Origin of the sequence: uncultured Actinomyces sp. (assembly GCA_900541895.1) — a bacterium.
GTDB lineage: Bacteria > Actinomycetota > Actinomycetes > Actinomycetales > Actinomycetaceae > Pauljensenia.
Genome location: UWSI01000017.1, coordinates 1 through 26,103, shown reverse-complemented (window position 1 = coordinate 26,103; position 26,103 = coordinate 1). Strand labels below are relative to the sequence as shown.

19 protein-coding genes are annotated in these 26,103 nt (G+C 54.0%); 10 read left to right on the top strand and 9 right to left on the bottom strand.

The features are described 5' to 3' along the window. Positions 1-9: 9 nt before the first annotated feature. Positions 10-312, bottom strand: a complete 303-nt coding sequence (locus tag QZR18_RS05545; RefSeq protein WP_019126066.1) for a DUF4193 domain-containing protein — start codon at positions 310-312, stop codon at positions 10-12. A gap of 172 nt (positions 313-484) precedes the next feature. Between QZR18_RS05545 and sepH the strand changes: the two genes are divergently transcribed. Continuing rightward, positions 485-1,459 (top strand): septation protein SepH, encoded by a 975-nt coding sequence (gene sepH / locus QZR18_RS05540; protein ID WP_178706475.1) that lies wholly within the window; start codon positions 485-487, stop codon positions 1,457-1,459. On the opposite strand, the gene QZR18_RS05535 is transcribed toward sepH, so the two are convergent. Together QZR18_RS05535 and QZR18_RS05530 are read right to left on the bottom strand one after the other, a co-directional pair. After that, positions 1,456-2,598, bottom strand: a complete 1,143-nt coding sequence (locus QZR18_RS05535; RefSeq protein WP_178706472.1) for an alkaline phosphatase family protein — start codon at positions 2,596-2,598, stop codon at positions 1,456-1,458. The genes sepH and QZR18_RS05535 overlap by 4 nt on opposite strands. Further along, positions 2,588-3,121: a DUF5998 family protein gene (locus QZR18_RS05530; protein WP_178706469.1), complete on the bottom strand. Its 534-nt coding sequence runs from the start codon at positions 3,119-3,121 to the stop codon at positions 2,588-2,590. The genes QZR18_RS05535 and QZR18_RS05530 overlap by 11 nt, the downstream gene beginning before the upstream one ends. Positions 3,122-3,187: 66 nt before the next feature. Between QZR18_RS05530 and QZR18_RS05525 the strand changes: the two genes are divergently transcribed. Further along, positions 3,188-5,653: a DNA topoisomerase (ATP-hydrolyzing) gene (locus QZR18_RS05525; protein WP_178706466.1), complete on the top strand. Its 2,466-nt coding sequence runs from the start codon at positions 3,188-3,190 to the stop codon at positions 5,651-5,653. A 31-nt stretch (positions 5,654-5,684) separates the two neighbouring features. On the opposite strand, the gene QZR18_RS05520 is transcribed toward QZR18_RS05525, so the two are convergent. Further along, on the bottom strand, positions 5,685-7,295 hold the full coding sequence (locus QZR18_RS05520; RefSeq protein WP_178706463.1) for an ABC-F family ATP-binding cassette domain-containing protein: 1,611 nt from the start codon (positions 7,293-7,295) through the stop codon (positions 5,685-5,687). Between the two features lie 93 nt (positions 7,296-7,388). On the opposite strand from QZR18_RS05520, the gene QZR18_RS05515 reads away from it, so the two are divergent. From QZR18_RS05515 to QZR18_RS05500, 4 genes are read left to right on the top strand one after another with little or no spacing between them, the layout of a single operon-like run. Then, entirely contained in the window at positions 7,389-8,066 is a 678-nt protein-coding gene (locus QZR18_RS05515; protein WP_178706459.1) for a queuosine precursor transporter, read from the top strand. Next, positions 8,063-9,382 carry a tRNA guanosine(34) transglycosylase Tgt gene (gene tgt, locus QZR18_RS05510; protein ID WP_178706457.1) on the top strand — a complete coding sequence of 440 codons (1,320 nt, stop codon included), beginning with the start codon at positions 8,063-8,065 and terminating at the stop codon, positions 9,380-9,382. Before QZR18_RS05515 ends, tgt begins: the two co-directional genes overlap by 4 nt. Before the next feature lie 32 nt (positions 9,383-9,414). Then, positions 9,415-11,217 carry an AMP-binding protein gene (locus QZR18_RS05505; RefSeq protein ID WP_178706454.1) on the top strand — a complete coding sequence of 601 codons (1,803 nt, stop codon included), beginning with the start codon at positions 9,415-9,417 and terminating at the stop codon, positions 11,215-11,217. Continuing rightward, complete coding sequence (locus QZR18_RS05500; protein WP_178706451.1) at positions 11,210-12,505, top strand: AI-2E family transporter; 1,296 nt, start codon at positions 11,210-11,212, stop codon at positions 12,503-12,505. The genes QZR18_RS05505 and QZR18_RS05500 overlap by 8 nt, the downstream gene beginning before the upstream one ends. A gap of 9 nt (positions 12,506-12,514) precedes the next feature. Here QZR18_RS05500 and QZR18_RS05495 read toward each other — a convergent pair whose 3' ends face one another. From QZR18_RS05495 to QZR18_RS05480, 4 genes are all read right to left on the bottom strand, one after another. Then, on the bottom strand, positions 12,515-15,772 hold the full coding sequence (locus tag QZR18_RS05495; RefSeq protein ID WP_178706447.1) for an error-prone DNA polymerase: 3,258 nt from the start codon (positions 15,770-15,772) through the stop codon (positions 12,515-12,517). 61 nt (positions 15,773-15,833) lie between these two features. Continuing rightward, positions 15,834-19,013, bottom strand: a complete 3,180-nt coding sequence (locus tag QZR18_RS05490; protein ID WP_295910614.1) for a DEAD/DEAH box helicase — start codon at positions 19,011-19,013, stop codon at positions 15,834-15,836. A gap of 26 nt (positions 19,014-19,039) precedes the next feature. Beyond that, complete coding sequence (locus tag QZR18_RS05485; protein ID WP_178706441.1) at positions 19,040-20,614, bottom strand: hypothetical protein; 1,575 nt, start codon at positions 20,612-20,614, stop codon at positions 19,040-19,042. Between the two features lies 1 nt (position 20,615). After that, a complete protein-coding gene (locus QZR18_RS05480) occupies positions 20,616-21,086 on the bottom strand; it encodes a hypothetical protein (protein ID WP_178706438.1) in 471 nt (156 codons plus the stop codon). A 98-nt stretch (positions 21,087-21,184) separates the two neighbouring features. On the opposite strand from QZR18_RS05480, the gene QZR18_RS05475 reads away from it, so the two are divergent. Together QZR18_RS05475 and QZR18_RS05470 are read left to right on the top strand one after the other, a co-directional pair. Then, complete coding sequence (locus tag QZR18_RS05475; protein ID WP_178706435.1) at positions 21,185-21,724, top strand: YbhB/YbcL family Raf kinase inhibitor-like protein; 540 nt, start codon at positions 21,185-21,187, stop codon at positions 21,722-21,724. 1 nt (position 21,725) lies between these two features. Next, a complete protein-coding gene (locus QZR18_RS05470; RefSeq protein ID WP_178706432.1) occupies positions 21,726-22,187 on the top strand; it encodes a tRNA (cytidine(34)-2'-O)-methyltransferase in 462 nt (153 codons plus the stop codon). Here the strand turns inward: QZR18_RS05470 and QZR18_RS05465 are convergent. Then, positions 22,184-22,705: a hypothetical protein gene (locus QZR18_RS05465; protein ID WP_178706429.1), complete on the bottom strand. Its 522-nt coding sequence runs from the start codon at positions 22,703-22,705 to the stop codon at positions 22,184-22,186. The genes QZR18_RS05470 and QZR18_RS05465 overlap by 4 nt on opposite strands. A gap of 191 nt (positions 22,706-22,896) precedes the next feature. On the opposite strand from QZR18_RS05465, the gene lpdA reads away from it, so the two are divergent. Next, entirely contained in the window at positions 22,897-24,270 is a 1,374-nt protein-coding gene (lpdA, locus tag QZR18_RS05460; RefSeq protein ID WP_178706426.1) for a dihydrolipoyl dehydrogenase, read from the top strand. Positions 24,271-24,295: 25 nt separating this feature from the next. Beyond that, positions 24,296-26,062 (top strand): 2-oxoglutarate dehydrogenase, E2 component, dihydrolipoamide succinyltransferase, encoded by a 1,767-nt coding sequence (gene sucB / locus QZR18_RS05455; protein WP_178706424.1) that lies wholly within the window; start codon positions 24,296-24,298, stop codon positions 26,060-26,062. Positions 26,063-26,103: the final 41 nt, after the last annotated feature.

The following is a 26,103-nucleotide window of genomic DNA, read 5'->3' as shown; positions in this document are numbered from 1 at the left end:
ATCTCACGCTCAGCCAGCACACTCAGTGCAGACGGGCTGTCCGTTGTCATCGACGTAGGCAAGCTGAGAAGCGTGATGGACCAAGAAGCACATCGAACAGGTGAATTCGTCATCCTGCTTGGGAACGACGTGAACCGTCAGTTCTTCCTTCGATAGATCTGCACCGGGAAGCTCAAAATTCTCTGCGGCCTCATTTTCATCCTCATCGACATTTGCCGAACCAGAATCATTGCGACGCGACTTCAGCTCCTCAATGGAGTCCTCTGCAACATCATCGTCATTCTTACGAGGTGCATCGTAATCGGTGGCCATTGTGTCCTCCCTTTTCTCTCATCATGTATTGCGCTCCCGCGTAACACATTCGCTGCGCTGCAGGGTAACACGTTGAAACTTTACGCGCTACTGAAAAGGACACGCGCCCCAGCAATCAAGGATTTTAACGCCATATTTGAGAAAATTTGACCACGAAGCAAGGAGGAAAGCGATGATCGATCTTGATCTTCTCGGAGTAGGTGCTGACGAGGAAACACTGGTATTCACAGACAGTGAAGGCCGTCGTTACACCACCCCGATCACAGACGAACTGCGTGGCGCTGTTCGTCGCGATCGTCCGCGCATCGAGGCGATTACCGAAGATAAGCCCCTGCGTCCACGTGAAATTCAAGCCTTGCTTCGTTCTGGCGCACGAGCCGTCGATATCGCGCGCGAACACAATGTTGAGGTCTCGCAAATCACTCGCTTCGAAGCTCCCGTTCAGGCAGAGAAGGATTATGCACTTCAGCGTGCTCTTTCCAGCCCCATTGGAAATCTTCCCGACTCCCCCGTTATGGGTGACTTGGTTGTTGACCGCTTGGCAGCCCGTGGAGTCTCTCCCGATTCCTTGCATTGGTCAGCATCGCGTCAAGCGGATTCCCCGTGGGTGATTCACTTGACCTTCATCCAAGGTGCCGTTGAGCACGGTGCACAGTGGCGCTTACCGTCTTCCGGCCATCTCGAGGCCATTGATGAGGAAGCCCGTTGGCTGACCGAGACTGCCTCCCCGACTGGAGTCCAGAGTTTTACTTCGCTCCCTCTTCCAGCCCCCGTTGTCTCTGCGGATCGTTCTGATATCGAAGAACGCGAAGCGCTGGTCGAACAGCTCAATGCTCAACGCGGTAAGCCTCAAGAAATTGAGTATGAGCTCGATGACGAGGAAGAGGAAGAAGAGGAGACCTCAGAGGAGCGCCCCCATCTGCCTGCCGGGGTTGAGTCTTTGGCAGCGCGTATCCATTCCTTAACCGAGGCGCGAAAGAGCTCTCCGGAAGTAAAGGAGTCTGCGGAAACAACAGAGGCTGTTGAAGATCAGCCTCTGCCGCTGGAACAGCTTGAAGATATTCCTCAGGCTCCCGCTCCTGCGAAAAAGTCGAAGAGGCGTTCCGTTCCCAGCTGGGACGAGATCGTTTTCGGCTCGCGTCCCTAAGCAAGCACCGCTAGCGGAATTAGCATCTCATCAGGTGTTAGGGAGCCATGGACACCAATGAGAGTCATAGCTCCCGGGCTTTGAGTGCGACTATCGACTACCCCGCCACGGCCTCGTGAGAAGACAACGAAATCACCACTCTCAGCAAGGCCCGGGCCCGTACCGATCAATTCTGGTAGTTCATCAGCACCCACTACCCATGCATGCTGGCCAAGGAATTCTTCCCAACGGTTGCGTACCTGCAGCTCGTTCGTACCCGGAAGACAGTGAACATGAACTGCTCGTGTTTCCCCAGCAACTGCGCGCACGCCCTGGCTCAAAGGAGAAAGCTCAGCGAGGTTATAGAGCTGATCAAAATCAATATTCACCATACCGTGGTCGGCGGTGAGGACAACGCGAACGTCGTCTGGAAGAGAGCTCAGGAAACGCCCAAGTCCAGCATCGAAGTCTTCTAAGGCATCGCTCCACTGGCCTGATCCAACTCCGTGAGCGTGACCGGCGGCATCGATCTCAGACCAATAGAGATAAACCAACTTCGTCCCAGAGCGAATCTGGTCAATTGCCGCCTGGCACCGTTTCTCCCATGACGTAGCCGGCACGAAACGAGCACCTCGAAGAGCAGCTGAAGTAAGTCCAGAGCCAGCAAACTTGGCTGGAAGGATGGTCGCACAAGGGAGCAAGGCGGCAGAAAGTTGTTCGAAGTAGGTCGGGCATTCTTGCCACTGCGCTGGATCAATGCCGTCTGTAAAGGCAAGGAGGTTAAAGAGACGCTCGCCGTGAAAGACACTGTAACCGACCATACGGGTTCGACCGGGAAGTTGACCTGTTCCGCAGGCGGTAATACCTGCAGCAGTCGTCGAGGGGACAACGGAATAAGCAGTGCGAATCTGATCCCTCAATCCGCGAAGGTTACGTGCGTGCCCTAAGTGATCCATCAAAGGAATGAGGCCAAGGCCGTCAACCAGAATGACGACTGCGGCCTTAGCGCGTTCCAACCCCAGCCTTGAGGAAAGATCGGGGCGCGCGAGAGCTAATTCGGGTTCGACTGCTCCCATCACTGCGGGAATCACCTGCGTCAGGCGAAAATCATCCGTGCCCGGTAAGGCTGCTCCTGTAGCGCAGAGATGATCAGTGAGCATTACGAACTACCTCAAGAAGAGCATCAACCAAAACTTGTGCGTCCGTATATGTCCGAGATCCGTCTGCTAACTGCGAGACTCGAAGAGAAATATCGTCGGGATAGCTACGGGCCATAAAACCATGATCAGCCTGGCATGTCGGATCATCACAGCGCAGCTGTTCGATATCGCTGCGCTTTTGAGAGCCCATATCGATGCTGATCGTCATTTCAGACACCTCGTGTCCCTGAGTGGGATCAGCAATGACCTCTTGAACTGAAACTCCCGATATCGCACGAATAGGACGGGAAGCCGAAACGACAACAGCGCTGTGGTTATCCCCCTCATCAACGTGCACTTGAATGAAGCAACTCTGAGTGAGCACAAGAACTGTTAAGTGACGGAACATTGACCCACGATCGAATGCCGCTTCAACCTGCACAAGCGACGCACGGACCTCATCATTGCCAAGTAAGCGATGAACGGCTCGAATTGCGAGGTCAGGGAAGAAGCCAGCACGCTCGATATCGCGATCTAATTTCACCGTCTAATTCTATCAAGAGCGGCGTGTACCTGGCGGTTTTACGCCAATTTCGTAGAGAATCGACCCATGCGAACGAAGGACGAAAAGCTCAACCTCCCCGATGCTGATCAGAACATCACCGAAATCGATGTCTCGACAGAAATGAGGGGCTCCTTCCTCGAATACGCCGTTTCTGTCATCCATGCACGAGCTCTTCCTGACGCACGTGACGGTTTGAAGCCGGTTCAACGCCGCATTCTTTTCCAGATGGACCAAATGGGGCTCCGTCCCGATCGCGGTCACGTTAAGTCTCAGCGTGTTGTCGGCGAGGTTATGGGTAAACTCCACCCTCACGGAGACTCGGCAATCTATGACGCACTGGTTCGATTGGCCCAGCCATTTAACCTTCGTCTCCCTTTGGTTGACGGACATGGAAACTTCGGTTCTCTAGATGACGGTCCCGCTGCTGCGCGTTATACCGAGGCGCGGATGGCTCCAGCAGCATTGGACCTGGTCGCTTCTCTTGATGAAGACACCGTCAACTTCGTACCCAACTACGACAATCAATTCATGCAGCCGGAGGTCCTCCCTGCCGGTTTCCCTCAGCTTCTCGTCAATGGTGCTTCAGGTATCGCTGTGGGTATGGCGACGAATATTGCGCCTCATAATCTTTCAGAAACAATTGCCGCAGCTCAGTATCTTCTCAAGCATCCCGACGCCTCCGTTGCTGACCTCATGCGTTATGTACCCGGTCCAGACTTACCAGAAGGTGGCGTCATTGTTGGCCTAGAGGGTATCAAGGACGCCTACGAAACAGGACGTGGCGCATTCAAGACTCGCGCAAAGGTTCAGGTCGAACGTGTCACCGCAAGGAAAATGGGCCTTGTCGTCACTGAGCTCCCCTATATGGTTGGGCCTGAGAAGGTCATTGAGAAGATCAAAGAAAACGTTTCTGCCGGTCGTTTGAAGGGAATTTCGGCGGTACAGAACCTCACTGACCGAATTCACGGCCTGCGATTGGTCATTGAGATCAAAAATGGCTTTAACCCAGAAGCAGTACTCCAACAGCTCTATGCTCGCACGCCTCTGGAAGATTCCTTCTCGATCAACGCAGTTGCATTGGTTGATGGTCAGCCAAGGACACTGGGGCTCAAAGATATGCTCCGAGTTTTCCTTGACCATCGAATCGACGTCACCACTCGGCGGTGTAACTTCCGCCTTGGAAAGTGTCGTGATCGATTGCATCTGGTTGAGGGCTTACTCATTGCAGTTCTCGATATCGATGACGTCATTGCCATTATTCGCTCTTCCGATGACGTTGAAACCGCCCGCGAACGCCTTCAGACTGCTTTCGACCTCTCTGAAGTTCAGGCAAACCACATTCTTGAATTGCGCCTGCGTCGACTCACAAAGTTCTCTCGTATCGAACTCGAAACTGAGCGCGATGAACTCAACGCAAAAATCGCAGAGTTGGAAGAGATCTTGGCCTCTCAAGATCGTCTCTACGCGCTCATCAGCCAAGAACTTTCAGAGGTCGCAGCACGCTTGGGAACACCTCGTCGGACCCTTCTCCTTTCAGCAACCGGCACCCAGGTTGACCAAGCGCAGCCCGGCGCTGCACTCGCCGCGATCCCCGCTGCAACTGGGAAAGCCACGACAATGTCACTCGAAGTTCCCGATGATCCGTGTGTCGTTGTCCTCTCGTCGGCAGGATCGCTCGCCAGAGTAGAAGGTGCAGATCCAATTGAAGCTGGCCCTCGCGCATCACACGATGGAATCCGTGCACAGCTTTCGACCTCTGCTCGTTCACAGATCGCAGTCATCACCTCCGATGGCCTTGCCCACCGCATTGACGTTGTCGATCTTCCCGCGCTTCCGCGATTTGAAACTGGGTTGTCCTTCGCGGCTGCAACTCCCAGCGCCCTACTGATCCATACCGATACGCCTGCAGTCGGTCTGCTTGATCCTGAAGCCGATACCGTCATGGCAATGGGCACACGTATGGGCGTCGTCAAGCGTTTGAAGCCAGATGTACTTCAGCGCGATGAATGGGAAGTCATCTCACTTGAAAAGGGAGATGAACTGGTGGGATTTGGCCCCAGCAACGACACCTCCGACCTTGTTTTCATTACCTCTGACGCTCAGCTTCTTCGCACGCCAGCAGAGAAGGTCCGTCCCCAGGGACGCACGGCCTCGGGAATGGCAGGAATGAAGCTTTCAGATGAGGCAAATGTGCTGGGATTCTGGGCAGTCACTAACCCGGACGAGGCCCTAGTTGTGACCGTCGCCGGTGCCGCTGGAGCGCTCCCGGGGACGGGGCAAACGACCGCAAAGGTCACTCCCCTAGCCGCATACCCCTACAAGGGACGAGGCACCCAAGGCGTACGCGTTCAGCGTTTCCTTCGTGGGGAGGATCGCTTGGATATCGCGTGGGTTGGGGAGAACCCGCGGGCGGCCTCAGCTGATGGAACTCCGGTGGAACTTCCCGCGCTCGACGAGCGCCGCGACGCCTCGGGAACCCCAATTACACACGCAATCGCCACTATCGGTTGAGAGAGCAGCCTCACGCTTGTCCTATCTGGGCTTAAGTGAGTGTCACCAAGTCCAGATAGGAATCGTCCCAAAGATCTTCATCGGCATCGGGAAGAACCAGTACGCGTTCAGGCGCAAGCGCTGTCACGGCACCCGGATCGTGGGTGACCAGAACAACGGCCCCCTCATAGGAATGGAGCGCGTGCAGAATTTCTTCGCGCGACGCAGGGTCCAAGTTATTCGTGGGCTCGTCCAAGAGAAGGACGTTTGCCCCCGATACAACCAAGGTTGCCAGTGCAAGACGGGTCTTTTCTCCACCCGAGAGCACGTGTGTCGGCTTGTCGACGTCATCTCCACTGAAGAGGAACTGGCCCAAGACATTGCGCACATGAGTATCGTCGAATCCCGGGGCGCTATGAGCCATGTTTTCCTTAACAGTGGCATTCATATCCAGGGTGTCGTGTTCCTGAGCGTAGTAGCCAAGCTTGAGGCCATGACCGTCTTCAACAACTCCGCTGTCGGGTTCTTCAACGCGAGCAAGTAGGCGAAGAAGAGTTGTTTTACCCGCGCCGTTCAATCCCAAGACGACAACTTTCGAACCGCGGTCAATCGCAAGATCGACACCGGTAAATACCTCCAAGGAGCCGTAGCTCTTCGACAGCCCCTGTGCGCTCAGCGGCACTTTTCCGCAGGGAAGCGGTTCGGGGAAACGCAGCCGCGCGACCTTTTCTTGGATCTCTTCGCTTCCAACAGAGGCGACCAATTCTTCGGCGCGACGAAGCATCTGTTGGGCAGCAACGGCCTTGGTGGCCTTTGCGCGCATTTTTTCACCCTGCGCGCGCAGTTGTTCAGCTTTCTTCAGTGCGACGGCTCGTTCTTTTCGGCGTCGCCTTTCATCTTCCTCGCGCTGCTTGAGGTATGCAGCCCACCCCAAATGGTAAATATCAACGTGTGCGCGATTAGCGTCCAGGTAGAAGACCTGATTCACAGTGTCACCCAGAAGTTTCACGTCGTGGGAGATCACCAAGACCCCACCGGGGAAAGTCTTGATCCAGTCACGGAGCCACAAAATTGAATCGTGATCAAGGTGGTTTGTCGGCTCGTCAAGCAGCAGGGTATCTGCCCCCGAAAAAAGCACACGAGCAAGTTCCACCCGTCGACGCTGACCGCCAGAGAGCGTTGAGAGAGTCTGCCCCAAGACGCGATCATCTAGGCCCAAGGAGTGAGCAATCTGTGCGGCCTCTGCATTCGCCGCCCACCCGCCTGCCTGGGTAAATTCATGGTCTAGACGAACGTAACGCTCCATAGCTTTTTGCTGGCGTGCACCTTCAGTCGTCGACATTTCTTGTTCGGCACGCTTGATTTTCTTAATGATCGCGTCGATACCGCGAATCGAAATAATTCGATCGCGCGCCAGCTGGTCGGGATCACCTTCGCGCGGATCTTGTGGAAGATAGCCAACAGTTCCGTTTCGTGTAATTGTGCCTTCATACTGGGCCGCGCCGTGGTCTTCTTCTCCGGCCAGGAGCCGCATCGTCGTTGTCTTACCCGCGCCATTGCGACCAACTAATCCGATGCACATGCCCTTATCAATCCTGAAAGAGGCGTCTGAAATGAGCTCGCGCGGACCGATCCGCAAGGAAAAGTGAGAAACGTTGATCACTCTGTCATTCTAACGGGGTGCCCAGCGCGCGTGCCCACGCACCAAGCAGGCACAATAGAAGGGTTAGTCACGCGCATAGAAAGTTGAAGATTGATGACCGAGCACACCGAACGCAGCGCACAGCCTCGCGTCTACGACATCGTTGCTGTTAGTTTCGTTGCTTTCCTACTGATTTCGAATATCGCAGCAACGAAGGTCACGGCGCTTGATGCGGGCCCGATCCACCTCGTTTTCGATGGCGGTGCGGTTCTATTCCCGCTCACCTACATCCTTGGTGACGTTCTCTCCGAGGTTTACGGCTTTGCTCGGGCACGTAGGGTCATCATCATGGGCTTCGCTGCCTCTCTCTTGGCCTCGCTGACTTTCTGGGTCGTACAGTCAATTCCGGCCGGCCCCGGCTACGAAAATCAGGATGCTTTTGTTGCAGTCCTCGGTTTTGTCCCACGCATTGTTGCCGCATCGATCTGCGGATATTTGGTAGGCCAGCTCATGAACTCACTGGTTTTGGTGAAAATCAGGCAGCGTTGGGGCGCCAAGCATCTGTGGGCGCGCCTGATCGGTTCAACCCTGGTTGGCGAAGCTTTCGATACCGTCATCTTCTGCACGATCGCTTTCGCGGGAATTATCCCCGGTATGGAATTCGTGAACTACATTGTCACTGGCTATGCCTATAAGGTCGGCATTGAAGTTGTCTTCCTTCCCATCACTTATCGTGTGATTGCATTGGTGCGCCGCGTGGAGCACCTGAAGAGTGACGAGGTCTTCGCATGAGCGCTTCCTCAAATTGGCTCGGCAAACCAGCTGAGTTCATTGGGCCTTTCCCTAGCTCGGATCGCGATCGTGGTTTTGATTGCCGAACTCGACTTGACTATGGCCCAGGCTTAGGACGAACCGGCACGATTCACACCGCACACGGCACTATTTCGACTCCTGCGTTCATCCCGGTTGGAACAAAAGCGAATGTCAAAGCCCTCATCCCCGAGATGGTGCGCGATCTGGGTGCACAGGCTGTACTCGCCAATGCATACCACCTTTATTTGCAACCGGGTTCGGACATTGTTGACGAGGCCGGTGGCGTAGGTTCTTTCATGAATTGGGGCGGCCCGACCTACACAGATTCTGGCGGCTTCCAGGTTCTTTCTCTGGGGGCAGGGTTTAAGAAAGTGCTTTCAGCCGAGTTCAGCGGTCAAGCAAGCTTCGATGATCCGAAACTCAATAAGCAGGCTGTCAAGGCTTCACGTGCAGTCGTCGATGAAGAGGGAGTGATTTTCTCAAGTCACATCGATGGTTCGAAGCACCGCTTCTCTCCCGAAGTATCGATGAGCATTCAGCACGAATTGGGCTCGGACATCATGTTCGCCTTCGATGAGCTGACCTCGTTGCTTCATCCGCGTTTCTATCAAGAAGAATCGCTTGAACGTACCCACGAATGGGCACGTCAGTGCTTGGCTATTCATCAGCGTCTTACCAACGAGCGCGTCGGAAAGCCCTACCAACAGCTCTGGGGCGTTGTACAGGGAGCACAATACGAGGATCTTCGCCGACATGCTGCCCGCACCTTGGCTGAGATGGACGTTAACGGTCAGATCTTCGATGGGTTCGGTATCGGCGGTGCGCTGCAGAAGGAAAATCTGGGAACAATCGTCTCGTGGGTGAGTTCTGAACTCCCCGAGGATCGTCCTCGCCACCTTCTGGGGATTTCCGAACCCGATGACCTTTTCCGCGGAGTCGAGGCCGGCGCGGACACCTTCGATTGCGTGAATCCTTCGCGCGTTGCGCGAAATGCAGCAATCTACTCCCCCGATGGCCGTTTCAATATTACAAACGCCCGTTTCAAGCGTGACTTCACTCCCTTGGTCGAGGGTTGCGGTTGCTATACCTGCACTCATTACACCCGCGCATACGTCCACCACCTGTTTAAGGCGAAGGAAATCTTGGCCTCAACACTGACGACGATTCACAACGAGTGGTTTACCGTTCGTTTAGTCGATGCCATTCGTCACTCGATTGACAACGGTGAATATTCAGCGTTTAAAGAGGAAATGCTTGGGCGTTTTTCAGGCGCCACGCGCTCTAACCTACGCTAACGTAAGTAGTAGTTTTCCTACTAGGAGTGGACATGGTTTCAGACCTCACATTGCAATCCCGCAGGCAATACGACCCGGGAACGCCACTAGAGGTACCCGTGCCGGATACATCGTTGATCACTCTTTTAGAGACCTCTGCACGGCTCTACCCTGAACGCATTGCAGTCGACTACTTCGGCGCTACGCTGACTTACGCTCAGCTCTATGCTCAGGTGCTTCGCGCCGCACAAGTACTGATCGAGACGGGCTTACGCCGTGGCGATGTCTGCGCCATCTGTCTTCCCAACTGCCCGCAGGCACTTGTTGCTTTCTATGCATGCATGCGCATTGGTGTCGTCGCTGCAGAGCACAACCCACTGGCACCCGCCGAAGAAATTCACCAACAACTCGATCGCCACCGCGGAAAAGTCGCAATCGTCTGGGAAAAATCGGTTGATGCTTTCATCCGCCAGGGGGACAAGGCGCTGGATACGATTTTCACTGTCGACATTTCGGCCGAGATGCCGCGCTCACAGCGCATGCTCTTAAGCCTTCCAATTGAACGAGCGCGCCAGACCCGCGAACAAATGCGCGCCGCGCGACCTAAAGATGCCCACTCGTGGGATCAGGCAGTTGCTCATGCACGATTGATCCATCCTGATACTCCCCAAGCAACCGGCGATGACTTAGCTGTCATCCTTCATACCGGTGGCACTAATGGCGTTCCGAAGTCAGTTCCTCTCACCCACCGCAACATTGGAACGAATGTCAATCAATGTCGCATGTGGGTATGGAAGCTTCACGAAGGTGCCGAAACCTTCTACTCCCTATTGCCCTACTTCCACGCCTATGGATTAACTTTCTTCATGTGCGCAGCAGTTCATCTTGCTGCCACGCAATTACTTCTTCCAAAGTTCGATGTCGATTTGGCATTAGAAGCCCATAAGCGCCGGCCTGTGACTTTCTTTGTCGGGGTTCCCCCGATGTTCGAACGCGTGATGAATCGCGCTGCCGAAAAGAGCGTTTCTCTCAAGACGATTAAGTGGTCTATTTGTGGCGCAATGCCCCTCTCAAAGGCATTGGCTCAGCAATGGGAAGAGGCAACCGATGGGATGATTATCGAGGGATACGGGATGTCCGAGACATCTCCCGTTATCGCCGGTTCGCCTCTTGCAGATAATCGGTACCACGGCGCTTTGGGAGTCGTTTTCCCCTCGACCGATGTCCGCTTAGTCGATCTTGAAGATCCCAGCATTGATGTTGAAGACGGCACCCCCGGTGAGATCATCGTTAAAGGCCCTCAGGTCTTTAGTGGCTACCTTGATGCGCCTGAAGAAACGGCTCGCGTTTTCACTGAAGATGGATGGCTACGTACCGGCGACGTCGCGATCAATAAAGACGGTTTCCTTGTGATGTCCGATCGCAAGAAAGAACTGATTCTTTCGGGTGGCTTCAACGTCTACCCCTCGCAAGTTGAAGCAGCAATTCGCTCAATGCCCGGTGTCAAGGATGTTGCAGTGGTCGGGCTTCCCACAGGAGAAGCCCGCGAAGAAGTCACGGCAGCGCTGATCCTAGAAGATGACGCGCCAATGATTACCTTGGCGCAGGTGCGCGCATGGGCCGAGAAATATGTCTCTCACTACGCTCTTCCGCGTCAGATTGCGATCATTACTGACCTTCCTCGCAACCCGCTGGGCAAAGTCATGCGTCGCAAAGTCAAGGAACAGCTTCTTGACCCTGCGAATCGAATGATTGAAAGTGCCCAAAAAGCGATTGGCGAGGCCGCGGCAGCAGTCAGTGAGCGTTTCTCCCCCGGCGATACTGCAACAGAGCAGAAGACCGACGACAATGAGTGAGAAACCGCAGCGCCAGACAACGCGCTTAATTCGTCATTCACAGGCACTTGTCACGTCACTTTCCCAAGGAGCTCAACGGCTCGGATCGCATACTGCTGCACGTCTCAAGGCGCGTAGTGGAACTCAGCCGAAGCCCCAACACCATCAGGTTCCACCGAGAGTCCAGTGGACTCCGCCTACACGAACAGCATCGAGTAGCCGCCGCGTACTCAAGGGCACGACCCGTAAGCCTCTTGTGCCTCGCTGGCTTGCCCAGGCGGGAGTTGGATCATGGGCAATTATCGGCGTCATCATCGTCATCTCCGCAGTAGTTTTCGCAATTGCTCAAGCCACCCCTGTATTTGTGGCGATCTTTATTGCGCTTCTTCTGACCGCGATATTGAATCCCCTGACAAATTTCCTTAGCCGTTGGTTGAATCGATGGCTAGCTGTCTTTACCTCTCTTCTGGCTTTCATCGGCACTTTTGTCGCGCTCATGACACTGGTGATTACCTCGATCGCCGGTCAATGGCCAAACCTTCTTGTCGAGGTCGAAAACGGGCTTGTTAAGGTCTCTGATCTGGTTTCCCATCTCAAGCTCCCTTTCCAAATCCCCATCAACGATCTCACTCATCTGAATGAGACCCTGATGAACCAAGGCAAGCAATTCCTCGCCTCTAACTGGTCGGGATTGCTCAGCGAGACTGTGGCGAATGTATCGAGTGCGGCTGTCGTTGCTTCGGTCCTCGTCCTTTCCTTCTTCATCACAATCTTCTTCTTGCACTCCGGCAGCCAGATGTGGGCGTGGTTTGTCGCCCTCCTTCCCTATCACCGGCGTGCGGTAACGAACCGTGCAGCACAAGCCGGCTGGGCAACTTTCTCCGGCTATGCACGAGGAACCATGCTGGTGGCTGGAACAGATGGTCTATTTGCAGCCATTTTCTTACAGATCCTGGGAGTCCCCGTAGCTCCTGCGCTGGGAATTTTGGTTTTCATTGGCGCTTTTATTCCGCTGATCGGTGCTCCAACAGCGATGATCCTTGCCATGATCGTCGCTCTTGCAGCCAAAGGAATTGTTACTGCAGCAATTGTTGGTTTGGGCATTGCGTTGATTGGCCAGATCGAAGGCCATATTCTTCAACCGCTCATCATGGGACACCAAGTATCCTTGCACCCCGTTGTCGTGGGTATTGGTGTCATGGTGGGAACTTTCACCGCTGGACTGCTGGGAGCAATCATTGCGATTCCGATTATTTCGGTGATTTGGTCAATCTTCTCTGAGCTCTACGTGCCTCGCGAGCGCGCATAACCACCGGTTTTAACGAAAATCACGTGAGCGCACGCATAGCTCCGTATTCATCGGATAGATACGGAAGGCACGTACGCTTCGTGTCCCATACATGTTTTCACAGTAGCCGTCGACAATAACCGCCGGAGCCATGACCTCTTGGCGAAATTGCCGCCACGTGTTTTCGGTGACCGTAACGTTCACACTTCCAGTTTCATCTTCTACGCTCAAGAAAAGGACACCTCCCCCGCTACTGGGACGCTGACGATGGGTAATAACTCCTCCCACTCTGATACGAGCACGGTTCTCACACGCGGTGACCTGACAGGCGGGCGTCACCCCCTGAGTGTTCATCTCGGGACGAAGAAGTACAAAAGGATGCCGTTTGGGCGACATCCCCATGGACTCATAGTCCAGATTAATTCGGGCAAACTCGTCCAAAGGCGGAAGCTCGGGAAGATGGTATTCCATGCCAAAACCATCGAGCATTGGTTGATATTCCTCAGAATCTCCTCCGTCTTGGCCTAAGCTACCACTTGCCCAGATTCCTTCACGTCGCTCATACCCCAAAGAATCTAGGGCTCCCGCCTGGGCAATCTTTTCCAAATCAACACTGCGGAGCCTAGCTCTGGATGCCAGCTGCTCAAAGCTCGCATACAAACCGTCCTGACGCTTGCGCACAATCCTCTGGATACAAGATCGGTCAAGCCCTTTAATGGCATCAAGCCCCATCACGATCCCCCACTGCGCGTGAGGGTCAACCAATCCTTCTTTTCCGGGGACCACCTCTCCACGTGCCTCGGCAAGTGCCTGCGCGCCAATGACACCTTCGATCTCCTCGGCGGGGAGTACACGGGTTTTCTCAGCCGAAAGGTTAACGTCAGGAGGGCACACAAGCAGGCCATGGCCTCGTGCATCATGAATCAGCGAGGACGGTGAATAAAAGCCCATCGGTTGATGAGACAAAATCCCCGCATAGAAATGCTCGGGGTAGTGAACCTTCAGCCAGGCCGACGCGTACACAATGTAAGCGAAAGAAAAGGAATGCGATTCAGGAAAACCAAAATCGGCAAATCCTTGAACCTGCGTAAAAATTTCCTCGCAGACATTTTGAGGGATGCCGTGCTGGCGTAACCCCCTCATAAAAGGCTCACGAAGCTTGCGCATCTTTTGCATGCTGCGCGAAGAACCCATGGCGCGCCTGAGCTCATCCGCCTGCGTAGCACTAAATCCCGCAACATCCATAGCGATATGCATCATCTGTTCTTGGAACAGGGGCACTCCCAAGGTCTTTTCCAAAGCAGGACGAAGAAGTGGATGCAGATAGCTCACGTGCTCTTCTCCCCGGCGACGACGCAGGTAGGGATGGACTGCCTCCCCTTGAATCGGCCCCGGACGCACCAAAGCAACCTCAATGACAATGTCATAAAAACACCGAGGTCTAAGCCGCGGAAGCACATTCATCTGCGCCCGTGATTCCACTTGGAAAACCCCCACTGTATCGGCCGCACACAGGAGGTCATACACGCGAGGATCTTCATCTTCGAGTTCGTATAAAGAAAGAACTTTCCCCTGAGAATTTCGCACACCCGATTCTTGAAGGGAATCAAAGATCCCTCCGAGTGCCCCCAACATCCCCAGTCCTAAAAGATCAAACTTCACCAGCCCAGCATCAGCACAATCTTCTTTATCCCACTGAATAACGCTGCGTCCGCTTGCTCGGGCCCAACGAATGGGACATACCTCGCTCACGGGTTGCTTCGTCAAAATCATGCCCCCCGAATGAATACCCATATGTCGCGGAAGACCTCTCAAAAGCTGTGCACAGGTTCCCAGCATTGCTTGCTTCGGTGAACCGATACTTTGGGATTGCTCCCGACGCTGAGCACGAGTAGGTACGCTATCAGGCGCGATCCCCAGCGCTCGTGCGGCGTCCTTATAGGCCAGTTGAGAACGATAAGTAATCACTGTTGCGACCTGCGCGGCACGTCTTCGTCCATAACGGCGGTACACGTATTGAATGACCTCTTCGCGACGCGCACTATCGATGTCAATATCGATATCGGGAGCCCCCGAGCGCCCCGGCGAAAGGAATCGTTCAAAAAGCATATGGTGTTTGACCGCATCAACAGCGGTGATGCCCAAGCAGTAGCAGACAGCAGAATTTGCAGCTGACCCTCTGCCCTGACACATGATCCCAGAGCGACGACAAAAATCGACAATGTCATGAACAATCAGGAAATATCCCGCGAAGTCTAGTTTTTCGATAATCGCCAGCTCATGATCGATGACCTGCCACGCCTGCGGATGAGCGCTGCGCTCACCGTAAATTTCCGCCGCCCGACAATAGGTGAGTTCCCTGAGCCAGGAAATCGTCGTATGTCCCGGAGGAACTTCCGTATCAGGAAGGTCCAAGGAATCAAAAGATAAGGGGTAGTAGCACTCGCTTGCGCACTCGGAGGCATTGTTCACTGCCTGAGGTGCACTACGATGCAGGACCAGCATTTCTTCGGCACTTCGCAAGAAGGGATGCTGTGCTGGAAGTCGATACTGAAGATCATCAAGACTGCGTCCTTGCCTCAATGAGCACAAAAGATCCGCTCGATATTTTGATTGAGGATAAGCCATGACAGGAGCAGCGCTTGCAATAAGAGTGAGACGATTCGCTTGTGCAAGTTCAGCAAGTTCGCGCCCAAGATCATCTTGTCCGGGCGTCAAGACGCTCTCAAGAAGAACACGTTCGCGTCCAAACAAAGCGATGAGATCTTTAAGGAAACGATCGGCCTGCGTGTGCCCCTGGGCATGCAAAATCCTTCGCAGAGGCCCTCTGCTTCCTCCCGTTAAAATACGGATATCCCCCATCCGAGCAAGATCGTCGAGGCCGTGAGCCGGGCTATCGTGGGCATCATGCGTCAGCGTGTACTCGCTCATAAGATGACACAGATCCCGATAGCCCTGTGCCGAGGTCGTAAGGACAGGAAGGCGAATTCCGCGATCTTCCCACCCCTTGGGTAATCCCCACCCCTGAGCGACTTCTTTTGATGAGCTATATCGGGAGAACTGTCCTGCATCTAGAGTCAATTCGCTGCCAATAAGAAGGGGAAAAGAAGATTCTTTCGCTGCCTGTAAAGTCCGAATAAGGGAATACATTCCATCGACTTCCAGTAGAGCAAGAGCACTAAGATCCAGATTTTGGGCCGAAGCAACATAGTCCTCTGGTGCATCTGCCCCTTCAAGAAAGGTGAAGTACGAATGCGCGTGCAGCTCAGCAAAGTGATGGGATCCCACCCAATCAGCATATCGAACATATGTTCGATATGCAGTGAATTCTCCTCAAGAAAAGATCGAACTAAACGCGCTCATCCCGGTCTTCTTGAATGAGCTTAAGCAGCTGCTGAATATCAGCAGAACTACGCCCTTCTCCTAAGTTTTGTCCCATAACACTGTCGACAAGTAACTGCTTGTGGGCCTGAAGCTGACACACCTTTTCTTCAATGGTGTCTTGAGCAACCAAGCGATAGACATTCACCCTGCGATCCTGACCAATACGGTGCGCACGATTAACTGCCTGCGCCTCAACTGAAGGATTCCACCAAGGGTCCATCATGTAGACATAATCTGCCTGAGTTAGGGTAAGCCCCACTCCCCCAGCCTTGAGGGAAATTAAGAACACCTGCACATCTCCATGCTGGAATTCATCGATCAGCGCATGACGGTTACGTGTCTTTCCTTCAAGAAGAAGGGAGACAATCCCACGTTGCTCCAAGGAATGACGAATTCTTTCCAAGAAAGCAACAAATTGGCTAAAAACCAAAACTTTATGCCCCAGCGGGAGAATCTGCTCCAAGTGTTCACATAGCAGATCAATCTTTGCCGAGCCGACAGAGTCATACCGCTGATCAACGAGGGCAGGATCCAAAGACAATTGACGAAGGCGCGTAAGCGCAGCCAAAACCTCAAACCGTTCACGAGCGTCATTTTCGAGCTCAAGATGAAGAAGACGTGCGCGCTCGCGGGTCAGGTAGCGGTCATAAATTTGCCTCTGTTTACGACCGAGCGGTACAGGGAGAAGCGTTTCAACGCGCTCAGGCAGTTCGGGGGCAACCTCTTCCTTCGTTCGCCGAAGAACAAACGGGGCAATCAGCGAATGCAGAAGATTAAGAAGATCAGGCGATCGTCCTGCTTCAATCGGACGCCGGAACTTCTCATTGAAAGAAGAACGGCTTGATAGGAGCCCCGGGACCGCCAAAGACATGAGCGACCAGAGATCTTCAAGAGAGTTTTCAATAGGAGTTCCGCTGATGCACACTCGCCAAGCAACAGGTAGATCCTTCAGGTACCGATACAGCTGCGTGCGCGGGTTTTTGGCAGCTTGAGCTTCGTCGATGACAACGCCCGCTAGCTCTTTATTTTTCCAATGCTCACAGTCGATCCGAAAAAGCGTATGCGAGGTAACAACAACATCCGCTTGATCCACTCCATTCCATCCCTGCTGGTCGCGCGCATAGGTTGACTGAATCAGGGAAATCCTCATCTGAGGGAAGCAACTTTCAGCTTCATCCTGCCAGCTCGACATGACACTGGTGGGGACAACAACCAGAACGGGATGGCGGGTATGACGCCGAAACTTTTCAATTGCCCCCAGGACCTGTCTGGTCTTCCCAAGTCCCATATCATCGGCAAGGACACAACCGAAACCTGCCCGAATTCTATTGAGAACCCAATGCGAGCCAATCGCCTGATAAGGGCGCATTCGCGGCTCATCCTCGATGGGCGCATTTATTTCTTCCTCGGCGAGGTCTGCGAGGCCGTCAATGCGTCTTCGCCATTGCTGGTCTTCTTCACGTGTATCGACGAACTCGCTCAGGTTTTCCCACACTCCAAATTGGGAGGTTGTCAGCGAAATATTATCGATCGAACGCGATCGGTGAAGTTGCGCTGCCTGTCTGAGAAGTAGGCGTAAGCGATCGATATCGACGCCTTCAAGATGGAGCCAACGACCATTATCGAGGCGAATATAGTCTTGGTCCTCAGAAAGCGCACTGAGGACTCGAGAGATCGGTAATTCTTCATTTCCGACACGAACAGTAACGCGTAAATTCCACCAGTCCGGAGAATCCGTTGCCTGAATCTGTGCGTTAATCTGCACCTTCTCGTCAATAATGCGAGTCTCTTCAAGACGCTGATCAATATCCCAGCTTACTGAATCCACCGGCCAGCTATTTTTTAATGCACGAAGCAACTCGGGGACTTGCGGAAGCGGGATGAGCAGTTCGTGCGGTGTTGGCGCCAGCGAGGCAGCAGGAAAGTATGCGCGCAATGCCGCGTGGGCAGCATCAAAATCACGAGCAAGAGAATCGCTCAGATGACTAATTTTTGTCTGCGGGGGCAAATAAGAGCGGAACCGCTTCTTCTCTAAGCTGTAATCCACCGCCCAGCACACATAGGCATACTGCGAATTTCGCTCTCGCAGGCACAGTCGCAACTGTGGCCGGAGGTCATCAAAGGGGAAAGCCCTCATCGAGGATATGCATCGGTAGTGTGCACGAAGTGTAGCAAGTTGGTTCCTAATGAAATCTCCAATTGCAGACTGTGGAATGCGAACACAAACCTCATTGAGGGGGGCCAGCTCTTGTTGATCGATGGGATCTGCAACTGCACCTTCTCCTCCATTAATGAAGGTCAGTCCAATCTCATCAGCACGTCGCGGAAAAGGCAGGCTTGTGCCAGAGCGGTCTATCTGTTCACGTTTATAGCAGAGTTCAAGTCCTTTTCTGCCGAGGTTCATATCAATCGCGACAGCAAAAGAATTCATCTGAAAGTCGAATCGATGGAGTTGTGGTGTCAGAAGCACAACCCCCGATTTTTGAAGTTCATAGAGCCAGATGGGTGCACTGCGACCCAGCGATTCCAGTGAGACGTCATAGCTGCCAGGTGAATATTCACTCGATTTTCTACTGCTTTGGTAGAGACGCCGCAAGGTTGTGAGATGACGCGGCGAAAGCGTATCTAGAAGACCACTCCAGTGAGACTGCGCAAGTTCAGACCAACTGAGACGACGAGCTTCTTGATTGCGCACAAGGACCAACGGAGTCAGCCATACCGGTTGAGCAGGATCGTGAGCGTCAATAATTAGCCCCATAGCTTGAGCACCATCTGTGGATAACAAGCTTTCAAACTCGCTCATCCACAGCGAGCCTGCCGGATTTTGAGTGGCAGGATCTTCGCCGCATTCGCGCCGAGCACGTCGAAGCAGGGCCGCTGCATGGACACAAGCACCTGCAAGATAACAAGAGCACGTCAAATGAAGATGCGTCTTTGAGGAATCTACGTAACGAATAACGCTTCGATACATGACGCCTGGTGCACGGACCCGGGCCGAAGCCTCGGTATCGCTCCAAGCTATTTCTTGAACATCACCGCGCGCATCCGCAAGAGCCGCCTGCGCCCATAAGGCGTGTCCAAGAAGCGCAACTGCATCTTCTTCACTGCACGCGCGAAGAGCTTGACGAATCGGTGACGTACCCATCCTTTGAGGATAACCCATGAGAATGGTTAGGCTTGATGATCTTCATAGATTCCAGCAACACTCCAAGAACCGTGTTCCCACATCAGCAGAAGATCCGAGGAATTCTTACAACTCACTCTGAGGTAGTGCGTACAGGGAGCATGGACAATAGCTTCGGTCGATTCTTGCCACCACGAGTGCGGCATACTCCATGGACCTTTCCAGGAAAGGACCCCGTAGCGGTGCTGTCGCCCCGAAATTATTGCAACGATTTCTTTGGGATTATGCGTGAGCGTAGAACGATCACTCACTGCCACTTGTACATGCGTGTGCACGGAAGAATGAGCATAGAGAAAAGCTGGGAGAGGCGTGGCGTATACCTTCGAGGGAGCCTCTTCCACTGCGCCTTCGGGATAAAGAAGATCGCTGGAGCTCGTCACGGCTTGATCAACACAGGCAAAGCCTGCTCTTTGCATGGGGGTATACCCGGGAACTAGGCGTGGAACACGAACGGCATCCTCACCTTTATAGGCACAAATTTTACGAAGGGCAGAATCACGCTTGGGTGAGTGATGTGTTTTCCACAGAGCCTTCGCTCCTGCTGAAGGAACGCAATGCAAGGCTTGGACACTGACGCGATTCAACCCTTCCTCGGCGTTGGAAGCAGAAAGCCAAGCTACGAGCTGCCAGCGAATACGATCTGCAATTTCTTCTTCATCCCCATCGATTCCCCACCATTGCCTTTCGTAAGTTTCATAGCTTTGATCGTGCGCAGTGATCACGATGCTTGAGCAACGCAGCTGCTCTCTTTCGAGCTCTTCGCAGACTTGACGAGCTAAACGACGTGAACAAAAAGCAGCCTGTTCTTCACTCTCAATACTTTCCTCGCACTCCTCATCCACTTGTACTTCACGTACGGGAATTTCATGTTTCGGAATCCAAAGATCTTTCCCTCTAAATAATTCGTAGAGCTGCTGACCAATATTCCCAAAACGTGTATACAGAGCACTTTCTCCCATGCGCATCAAATCATGACCGCGCATCACTCCCACTGAGCGGCATGTATCAATGACCTGACGGAGCTGTTCATGCTGTTTTTGGGGAAATAATGGAAGACATTGCGCAAGGTCAATGAGATCGAGAAACTCTTGAGTCCGCTCTGCGGGCACAATAATGCCACGCCTTGCCGCTGCGTAACTTGCAAGAGGCCCGGACGCTATCCCCACATTGCTTTCCGATCCACTCCATCGAGAAATCGAATCAACGATATTTTCGGCAAGCCGTTCCTCACTTCCGCTCCATCGAGCCGCTCCAGCAGCAGGGGCCCACGCCAACCCCGGACGCACACAGGCGATACCAGCAACCCATTGCTCACAAGCTTGAACAATTACTTCAAAAGAGTTCAATTCCCTACGCGGATCACTTTGAAGAATAAGGAGATCCGGACATAGATAACGTGCCATCGACACGCGCATTCCCTGTCGCACACCGCATTTCCACGCAGAAGGAGTCACCGTTTTGACATATCCGCGCTCTTCAATTGCTCCATGAGCCCCCGGAGGAATATCAACTACCAAAGCGTTAATTTCCCAATTCGGAATCCATACCATAAGACAGCGCATATCATCCCGCCTTTTGATAAATATCAAGCTCTTCTCCCCACGGGCGACTGAACCCAACCCATGGGTACTTAGTCAACAAAATTGTTTCTTCTTTTCGCACCTGAGCCCCCAAACGTCGCATATCGCGAAGCTCCAATGCACAACGGTCCACATAGAGCAATCGACAATGCGGAAGAAGAAGCGAGATTACCTGTGCATCCGCACGGGAAGAAGGAACATAGAGACAGCGCGACAGATTCAATCCCTGTTTAAAGGCATATTCCCATCCAAAGTCATCAGTTCCAACGAAAGCGCAGCAATCCTCTTGGATATCAAGAGAGAGAATGGCATGAACCAATTGCGGGTAAGTCCCGCCGTATTCCCAGACCCCCACGCAGCGCGACGAAAGATCCGAAAAAACCTGGCTTTTCTCAAGTCCCAGGCGGCTTTCGGTATCGCGCAGAACTTGACGAGCAAGGTCTAAACGCTTCATAAAATCACCTCAATCGAACAAGTGTTCTATCAGTGTATGCACCTCTCCATCATTTGCGTCCACTTTGGTTCCTTCTGAAGAAGTGAAAGAATATGAGCATGCGCCTCTTTGATCGCCCTCTTGCTCCCAACCCATACGAAGGGCTTCCCCCCAGCGCAACATTTACCGTGGTGTCGCAAGATCTCAGCAATGACCTCCCTATGCCGAGGCTGCACACAGCAGAAGGCGGCAACATCTCGCCACACCTAGAGTGGAGCGGTTTCCCTAAGCAGACAGAAAGCTTCTTTGTTTCCTGCTTTGATCCAGATGCCCCCACGCCATCGGGCTTTTGGCACTGGATGGTGATCGACATCCCCGTCTCATGTACGTCTCTTGCGCGCGGGGCTGGCAGTTCCGATCTTGAACTTGATGGAAGCGCCTTCCACCTTCGAGGGGATCACGGCGATCATTCATACTTCGGCGCCGCGCCGCCAGCAGGTGATCGTCCCCACCGCTACATCTTTTCCGTTCACGCCCTAGATATTCCAACCCTAGGCTGCGATGACGACACCTCATTGGCGATGTATTCTTTCGAGGCCCTAGAGCACACCATCGCCCGCGCAGCCTTGACCGTAACGTACCAAACACCATCGAACTAACATGCTTCACATCATTTTTCTTGAACCTGAAATCCCAGGAAATAGCGGCGCTGCAATTCGCCTAGCTGCGTGTACTGGAGCTTTTCTTCACCTGGTTGAACCACTGGGGTTCGACATGTCAGATACCAAGCTCAAGCGCGCAGGATTGGACTACCACGACCTGGCACATGTTAAGGTCCACTCCAATTTTGAAGACGCGCTAGCCGAAGTCCCAGGGCGCATCTGGGCATTTACCGGACACGCTTCAGATCATTACAGCGAGGTCCACTATGCCGATGGAGATGGCCTACTATTCGGCCGCGAATCGGTCGGTCTTCCCGAATGGGCAATGACTCACCCACGCATCACTCAATGCGTACGCATTCAGATGCTTCCGGGAGTACGTTCACTCAATCTCGCAAATTCCGCATCGATTGTGCTTTACGAGGCTTGGCGTCAGTTGGGTTTCTCAAACGGAATCTAACCGCGGGGCACTTCCATCTCTTCCGAGGCCTCTGATTTTTTCGAGGGAAGAATCCCTTTACTAGGTCGCTCTACTTGCTCGGCAATTTCAACGATCCTGCGCGGATTAGAAACCCACATCCATATGGCCCCGATAGAGGCAACGACCAGTGGGAGATAAGCGAAGTCAGCGCCAAAGGTATTCCAGGCATTCGGCATCAGTCTGATAGACGACAAGGAAGCCCCAGCTACGCCATACGCAAGCGGTCCAATAAAGCACAGAGCGATCATGCACCATCCAAGGAGGCGCATACGCCTTCCATTATGCGTCAGGCTGATTGCAGCAACTACATAAATCGTTCCAATAAGCACCGCAATGATGCGCGCCCACAGTGGTATCTCTCGAAGATAGTAGGAATCAGCGAGAGCTCGAAGAGTCACAGTGACGCTAAAAATCCAGTACAGGGCAATAACCAGTCGTCCCGATCCGCGTGCGGGTGGGCGATTATCCTGAGATTGCTCGTGAACTGCTTCGCTCACCTTTCCTCCTTAATCCACTGTCATACTAGTTGCTCTACACCACTCCCCACGACTTTTTTCGTGAAAACATGTGGGCTGTCTAACCGCCAAGTAGACGATTTTGTGACGGACAAAAGTAGTGACTAGTGGAAGAATAGGACCTAAGTCGGACACTGAAGGTCCGTTCTCTTCATTATCAAGGAGTGGAACACGTGAGCGAGTCTGTATACGACCTCGTCATTCTGGGTGCGGGTTCAGGTGGCTATGCCGCGGCTTTACGCGCCTCCCAGCTGGGATTAAAAGTAGCCCTTATCGAAGGTGACAAGGTTGGTGGAACCTGCCTCCACCGTGGCTGCATCCCGACCAAGGCTTACCTGCACGCAGCAGAGACTGCTGACACCGTCCGTGAATCCGATACTTTCGGCATCCAGGCAAGCTTCCAGGGAATCGATATGGCAAAGGTCGGTCAGTATCGCGATTCCATTATTAATAAGTTGTACCGAGGCGTTCAGGGCCTACTCTCATCTCGCGGCGTAGACATCATCCAGGGATGGGGTCGCTTGGCTGCACCTGACACCATCGAGGTAGGCGGACAGCGCATCGTCGGCCGCAACATCATTCTTGCAACGGGTTCTTATTCTCGTTCAATCCCCGGCTTGGATATTTCGGGCCGCATCATCACCTCTGATCAGGCCCTTCAAATGGAATGGGTACCTCAGAAGGCTGTCGTATTGGGCGGCGGCGTCATTGGCCTAGAGTTTGCTTCCGTCTGGCGTTCCTTCGGCGCGGAAGTCACAATCATCGAGGCGCTGCCTCACCTTGCAAATAACGAAGACGAGGCCGTTTCTAAGCACCTCGAGCGCTCATTCCGTAAGCGCGGCATTGCTTTCCACACCAATACCCGTTTCGCCGGCGCAACGCAGGACGACTCCGGTGTTCACGTCGCAACAGAAGATGGCAAGACCTTCGATGCCGATGTTCTCCTGGTTGCAGTTGGACGCGGTCCTGTCACCGAAGGCTTGGGATACGAAGAAGCCGGTATCAAGATGGAGCGCGGCTTTGTTCTCACCAATGAGCGACTGCATACCGGTGTGGGCAACATCTACGCAGTCGGAGACATCGTTCCCGGACTTCAACTTGCGCACCGCGGCTTCCTGCAGGGCATCTTTGTGGCGGAAGAAATCGCCGGCCTCTCCCCCACGATGATGGACGAGTCCGGAATTCCACGAGTCACCTTCTGCGAACCCGAAATCGCCTCTGTCGGTCTGACTGAGAAGCAGGCACGCGAAAAGTACGGCGACAAGGTGCGCACGGTCGAATACAACCTTGCGGGCAACGGAAAGTCTAATATCCTTGGAGCAACGGGCTTCATTAAGCTTGTTTCCGTAGAAGATGGACCCATCGTCGGATTCCACGGGATTGGTACACGCATTGGCGAGCAGGTTGGCGAAGGAGAGCTCATGGTCAACTGGGAAGCATACCCAGAGGATCTCGCAGCACTCATCCACGCCCACCCGACACAAAATGAAGCTATCGGCGAGGCAGCCATGGCTTTGGCCGGCAAGCCTCTCCACGCACACAACTAACCTGTCACCGACAAGGAGATTGAACATGGCAACCGCAGTGATCATGCCCGCTCTGGGCGAGTCGGTGACCGAAGGCACCGTGACAACCTGGCTCAAATCGGTGGGCGACACCGTCGCGCTCGATGAGCCCTTAGTCGAAGTTTCCACCGACAAGGTCGACTCTGAAGTCCCCTCCCCCGCGGCAGGTGTGCTCCTTCAGATTCTTGTTCCCGAAGATGAAACCGTCGAGGTCGGCACGCAGCTAGCCCTCATTGGTGACGCTTCCGAGGCCCCGCAAGATTCCCCTGCTCCCGCACAGGAAAGTGCGCCTGCGCCGACACCCGTTCCCGAGGCAGTCCCCGCGCCCGCTGCGCCTGCGCCGGCCTCGGCACCGGTAAGCGGAACTGAGGTCATCATGCCTGCGCTCGGCGAATCGGTAACAGAAGGCACCGTCACCACTTGGCTGAAGTCTGTTGGCGACGCGGTTGAAACCGATGAACCCCTGGTTGAGGTTTCGACCGATAAGGTGGACTCCGAAGTTCCCGCTCCCGCTTCCGGCTTCCTCGCAGAAATTCGCGTACCAGAAGACGAGACCGTTGAGGTAGGTACTGTCCTTGCAGTGATTACCGCTCAGGCTCCTTCGGCTGCCCCCAGCGCGCCTGCAGCACCCACTGCCCCTGCAGCGGCACCTACAGCTCCGGCTCAGCATGAACCTGTTGCTGTTTCCCCAGCACCTCAGGCTCCTGCACCGGCTCCCGCGGCACCAGTCAACCCCTTCCCGACTCCCGCATCCCTGGCTCAGACTGCAGAAACTGGCCAGCTGGCCCAGTCTTCTACACCTACTCCCGCTCAGGTTTCCCAGACCGGTTATGTGACGCCTATCGTCCGCAAGCTTGCGCGCGAGGCAGGAATTGAGCTTGCAGAGGTGGCCGGCACCGGGATCGGTGGCCGAATTCGCCGCGAGGACGTTGAGGCGGCAATCAAGGCACGTCAGGCAGTGCAAGCTCCTGCAGCTCCCGTAGCAAGCGCAGCGCCTCAGACTGCCACTGCGGCAGCCCCTGGCGACAACGTCTTCTCCGGCCGCGAGGCATCACCGCTTCGCGGAACCACTGAGAAGATGTCTCGTTTGCGTCAGACCATCGCCCGTCGCATGGTCGAGTCACTCGCAACCGCTGCCCAGCTCACAACCATTATTGAAGTAGACGTTACGAAGATTGCCTCGCTGCGTGCGCGCGCAAAGGACGCATTTGTTCAGCGCGAGAACACCAAGCTGACTTTCCTCCCCTTCTTCGTCAAGGCTGCGACCGAAGCACTGCGCTTCCACCCCAAGGTCAACGCAACGATTAATGACAAGGAAGTAACCTACTTCGATCACGAGAACATTGGCATCGCGGTAGATACGGAGCGCGGCCTGCTCGTTCCGGTCATCAAGAACGCCCAGGGAATGTCAATCGCCGATGTTTCGCGTTCAATCAACGATCTCGCCGCACGCACACGTTCGGCAACGATCGGTGCTGATGAGCTTTCGGGTTCAACCTTCACCATCACGAACACTGGTTCAGGTGGCGCACTTTTCGATACTCCAGTGCTCAACATGCCGGAAACTGCAATTATGGGCGTGGGAACGATCGTCAAGCGCCCGGTAGTTGTCAAGGACGAACTCGGCAACGATTCGATCGCAATCCGTTCGATGGTTTACCTCTCGTTGTCCTATGATCACCGACTGGTTGATGGTGCAGACGCCTCACGTTTCCTTATGGATGTGAAGCGTCGACTTGAAGAAGCTGCATTCGAGTCAGAACTCGGCCTGTAGACTTCTCTGATCTCATTACTGTGGTGGGCAAGCCTCGGCTT

Coding starts and splice junctions, on each gene's coding strand:
- QZR18_RS05545 (WP_019126066.1), bottom strand. CDS start 312: ATGGCCACCGATTACGATGCACCTCGTAAGAATGACGATGATGTTGCA.
- sepH (WP_178706475.1), top strand. CDS start 485: ATGATCGATCTTGATCTTCTCGGAGTAGGTGCTGACGAGGAAACACTG.
- QZR18_RS05535 (WP_178706472.1), bottom strand. CDS start 2,598: ATGCTCACTGATCATCTCTGCGCTACAGGAGCAGCCTTACCGGGCACG.
- QZR18_RS05525 (WP_178706466.1), top strand. CDS start 3,188: ATGCGAACGAAGGACGAAAAGCTCAACCTCCCCGATGCTGATCAGAAC.
- QZR18_RS05515 (WP_178706459.1), top strand. CDS start 7,389: ATGACCGAGCACACCGAACGCAGCGCACAGCCTCGCGTCTACGACATC.
- tgt (WP_178706457.1), top strand. CDS start 8,063: ATGAGCGCTTCCTCAAATTGGCTCGGCAAACCAGCTGAGTTCATTGGG.
- QZR18_RS05505 (WP_178706454.1), top strand. CDS start 9,415: ATGGTTTCAGACCTCACATTGCAATCCCGCAGGCAATACGACCCGGGA.
- QZR18_RS05500 (WP_178706451.1), top strand. CDS start 11,210: ATGAGTGAGAAACCGCAGCGCCAGACAACGCGCTTAATTCGTCATTCA.
- QZR18_RS05490 (WP_295910614.1), bottom strand. CDS start 19,013: ATGGGTACGTCACCGATTCGTCAAGCTCTTCGCGCGTGCAGTGAAGAA.
- QZR18_RS05485 (WP_178706441.1), bottom strand. CDS start 20,614: ATGCGCTGTCTTATGGTATGGATTCCGAATTGGGAAATTAACGCTTTG.
- QZR18_RS05480 (WP_178706438.1), bottom strand. CDS start 21,086: ATGAAGCGTTTAGACCTTGCTCGTCAAGTTCTGCGCGATACCGAAAGC.
- QZR18_RS05475 (WP_178706435.1), top strand. CDS start 21,185: ATGCGCCTCTTTGATCGCCCTCTTGCTCCCAACCCATACGAAGGGCTT.
- QZR18_RS05470 (WP_178706432.1), top strand. CDS start 21,726: ATGCTTCACATCATTTTTCTTGAACCTGAAATCCCAGGAAATAGCGGC.
- sucB (WP_178706424.1), top strand. CDS start 24,296: ATGGCAACCGCAGTGATCATGCCCGCTCTGGGCGAGTCGGTGACCGAA.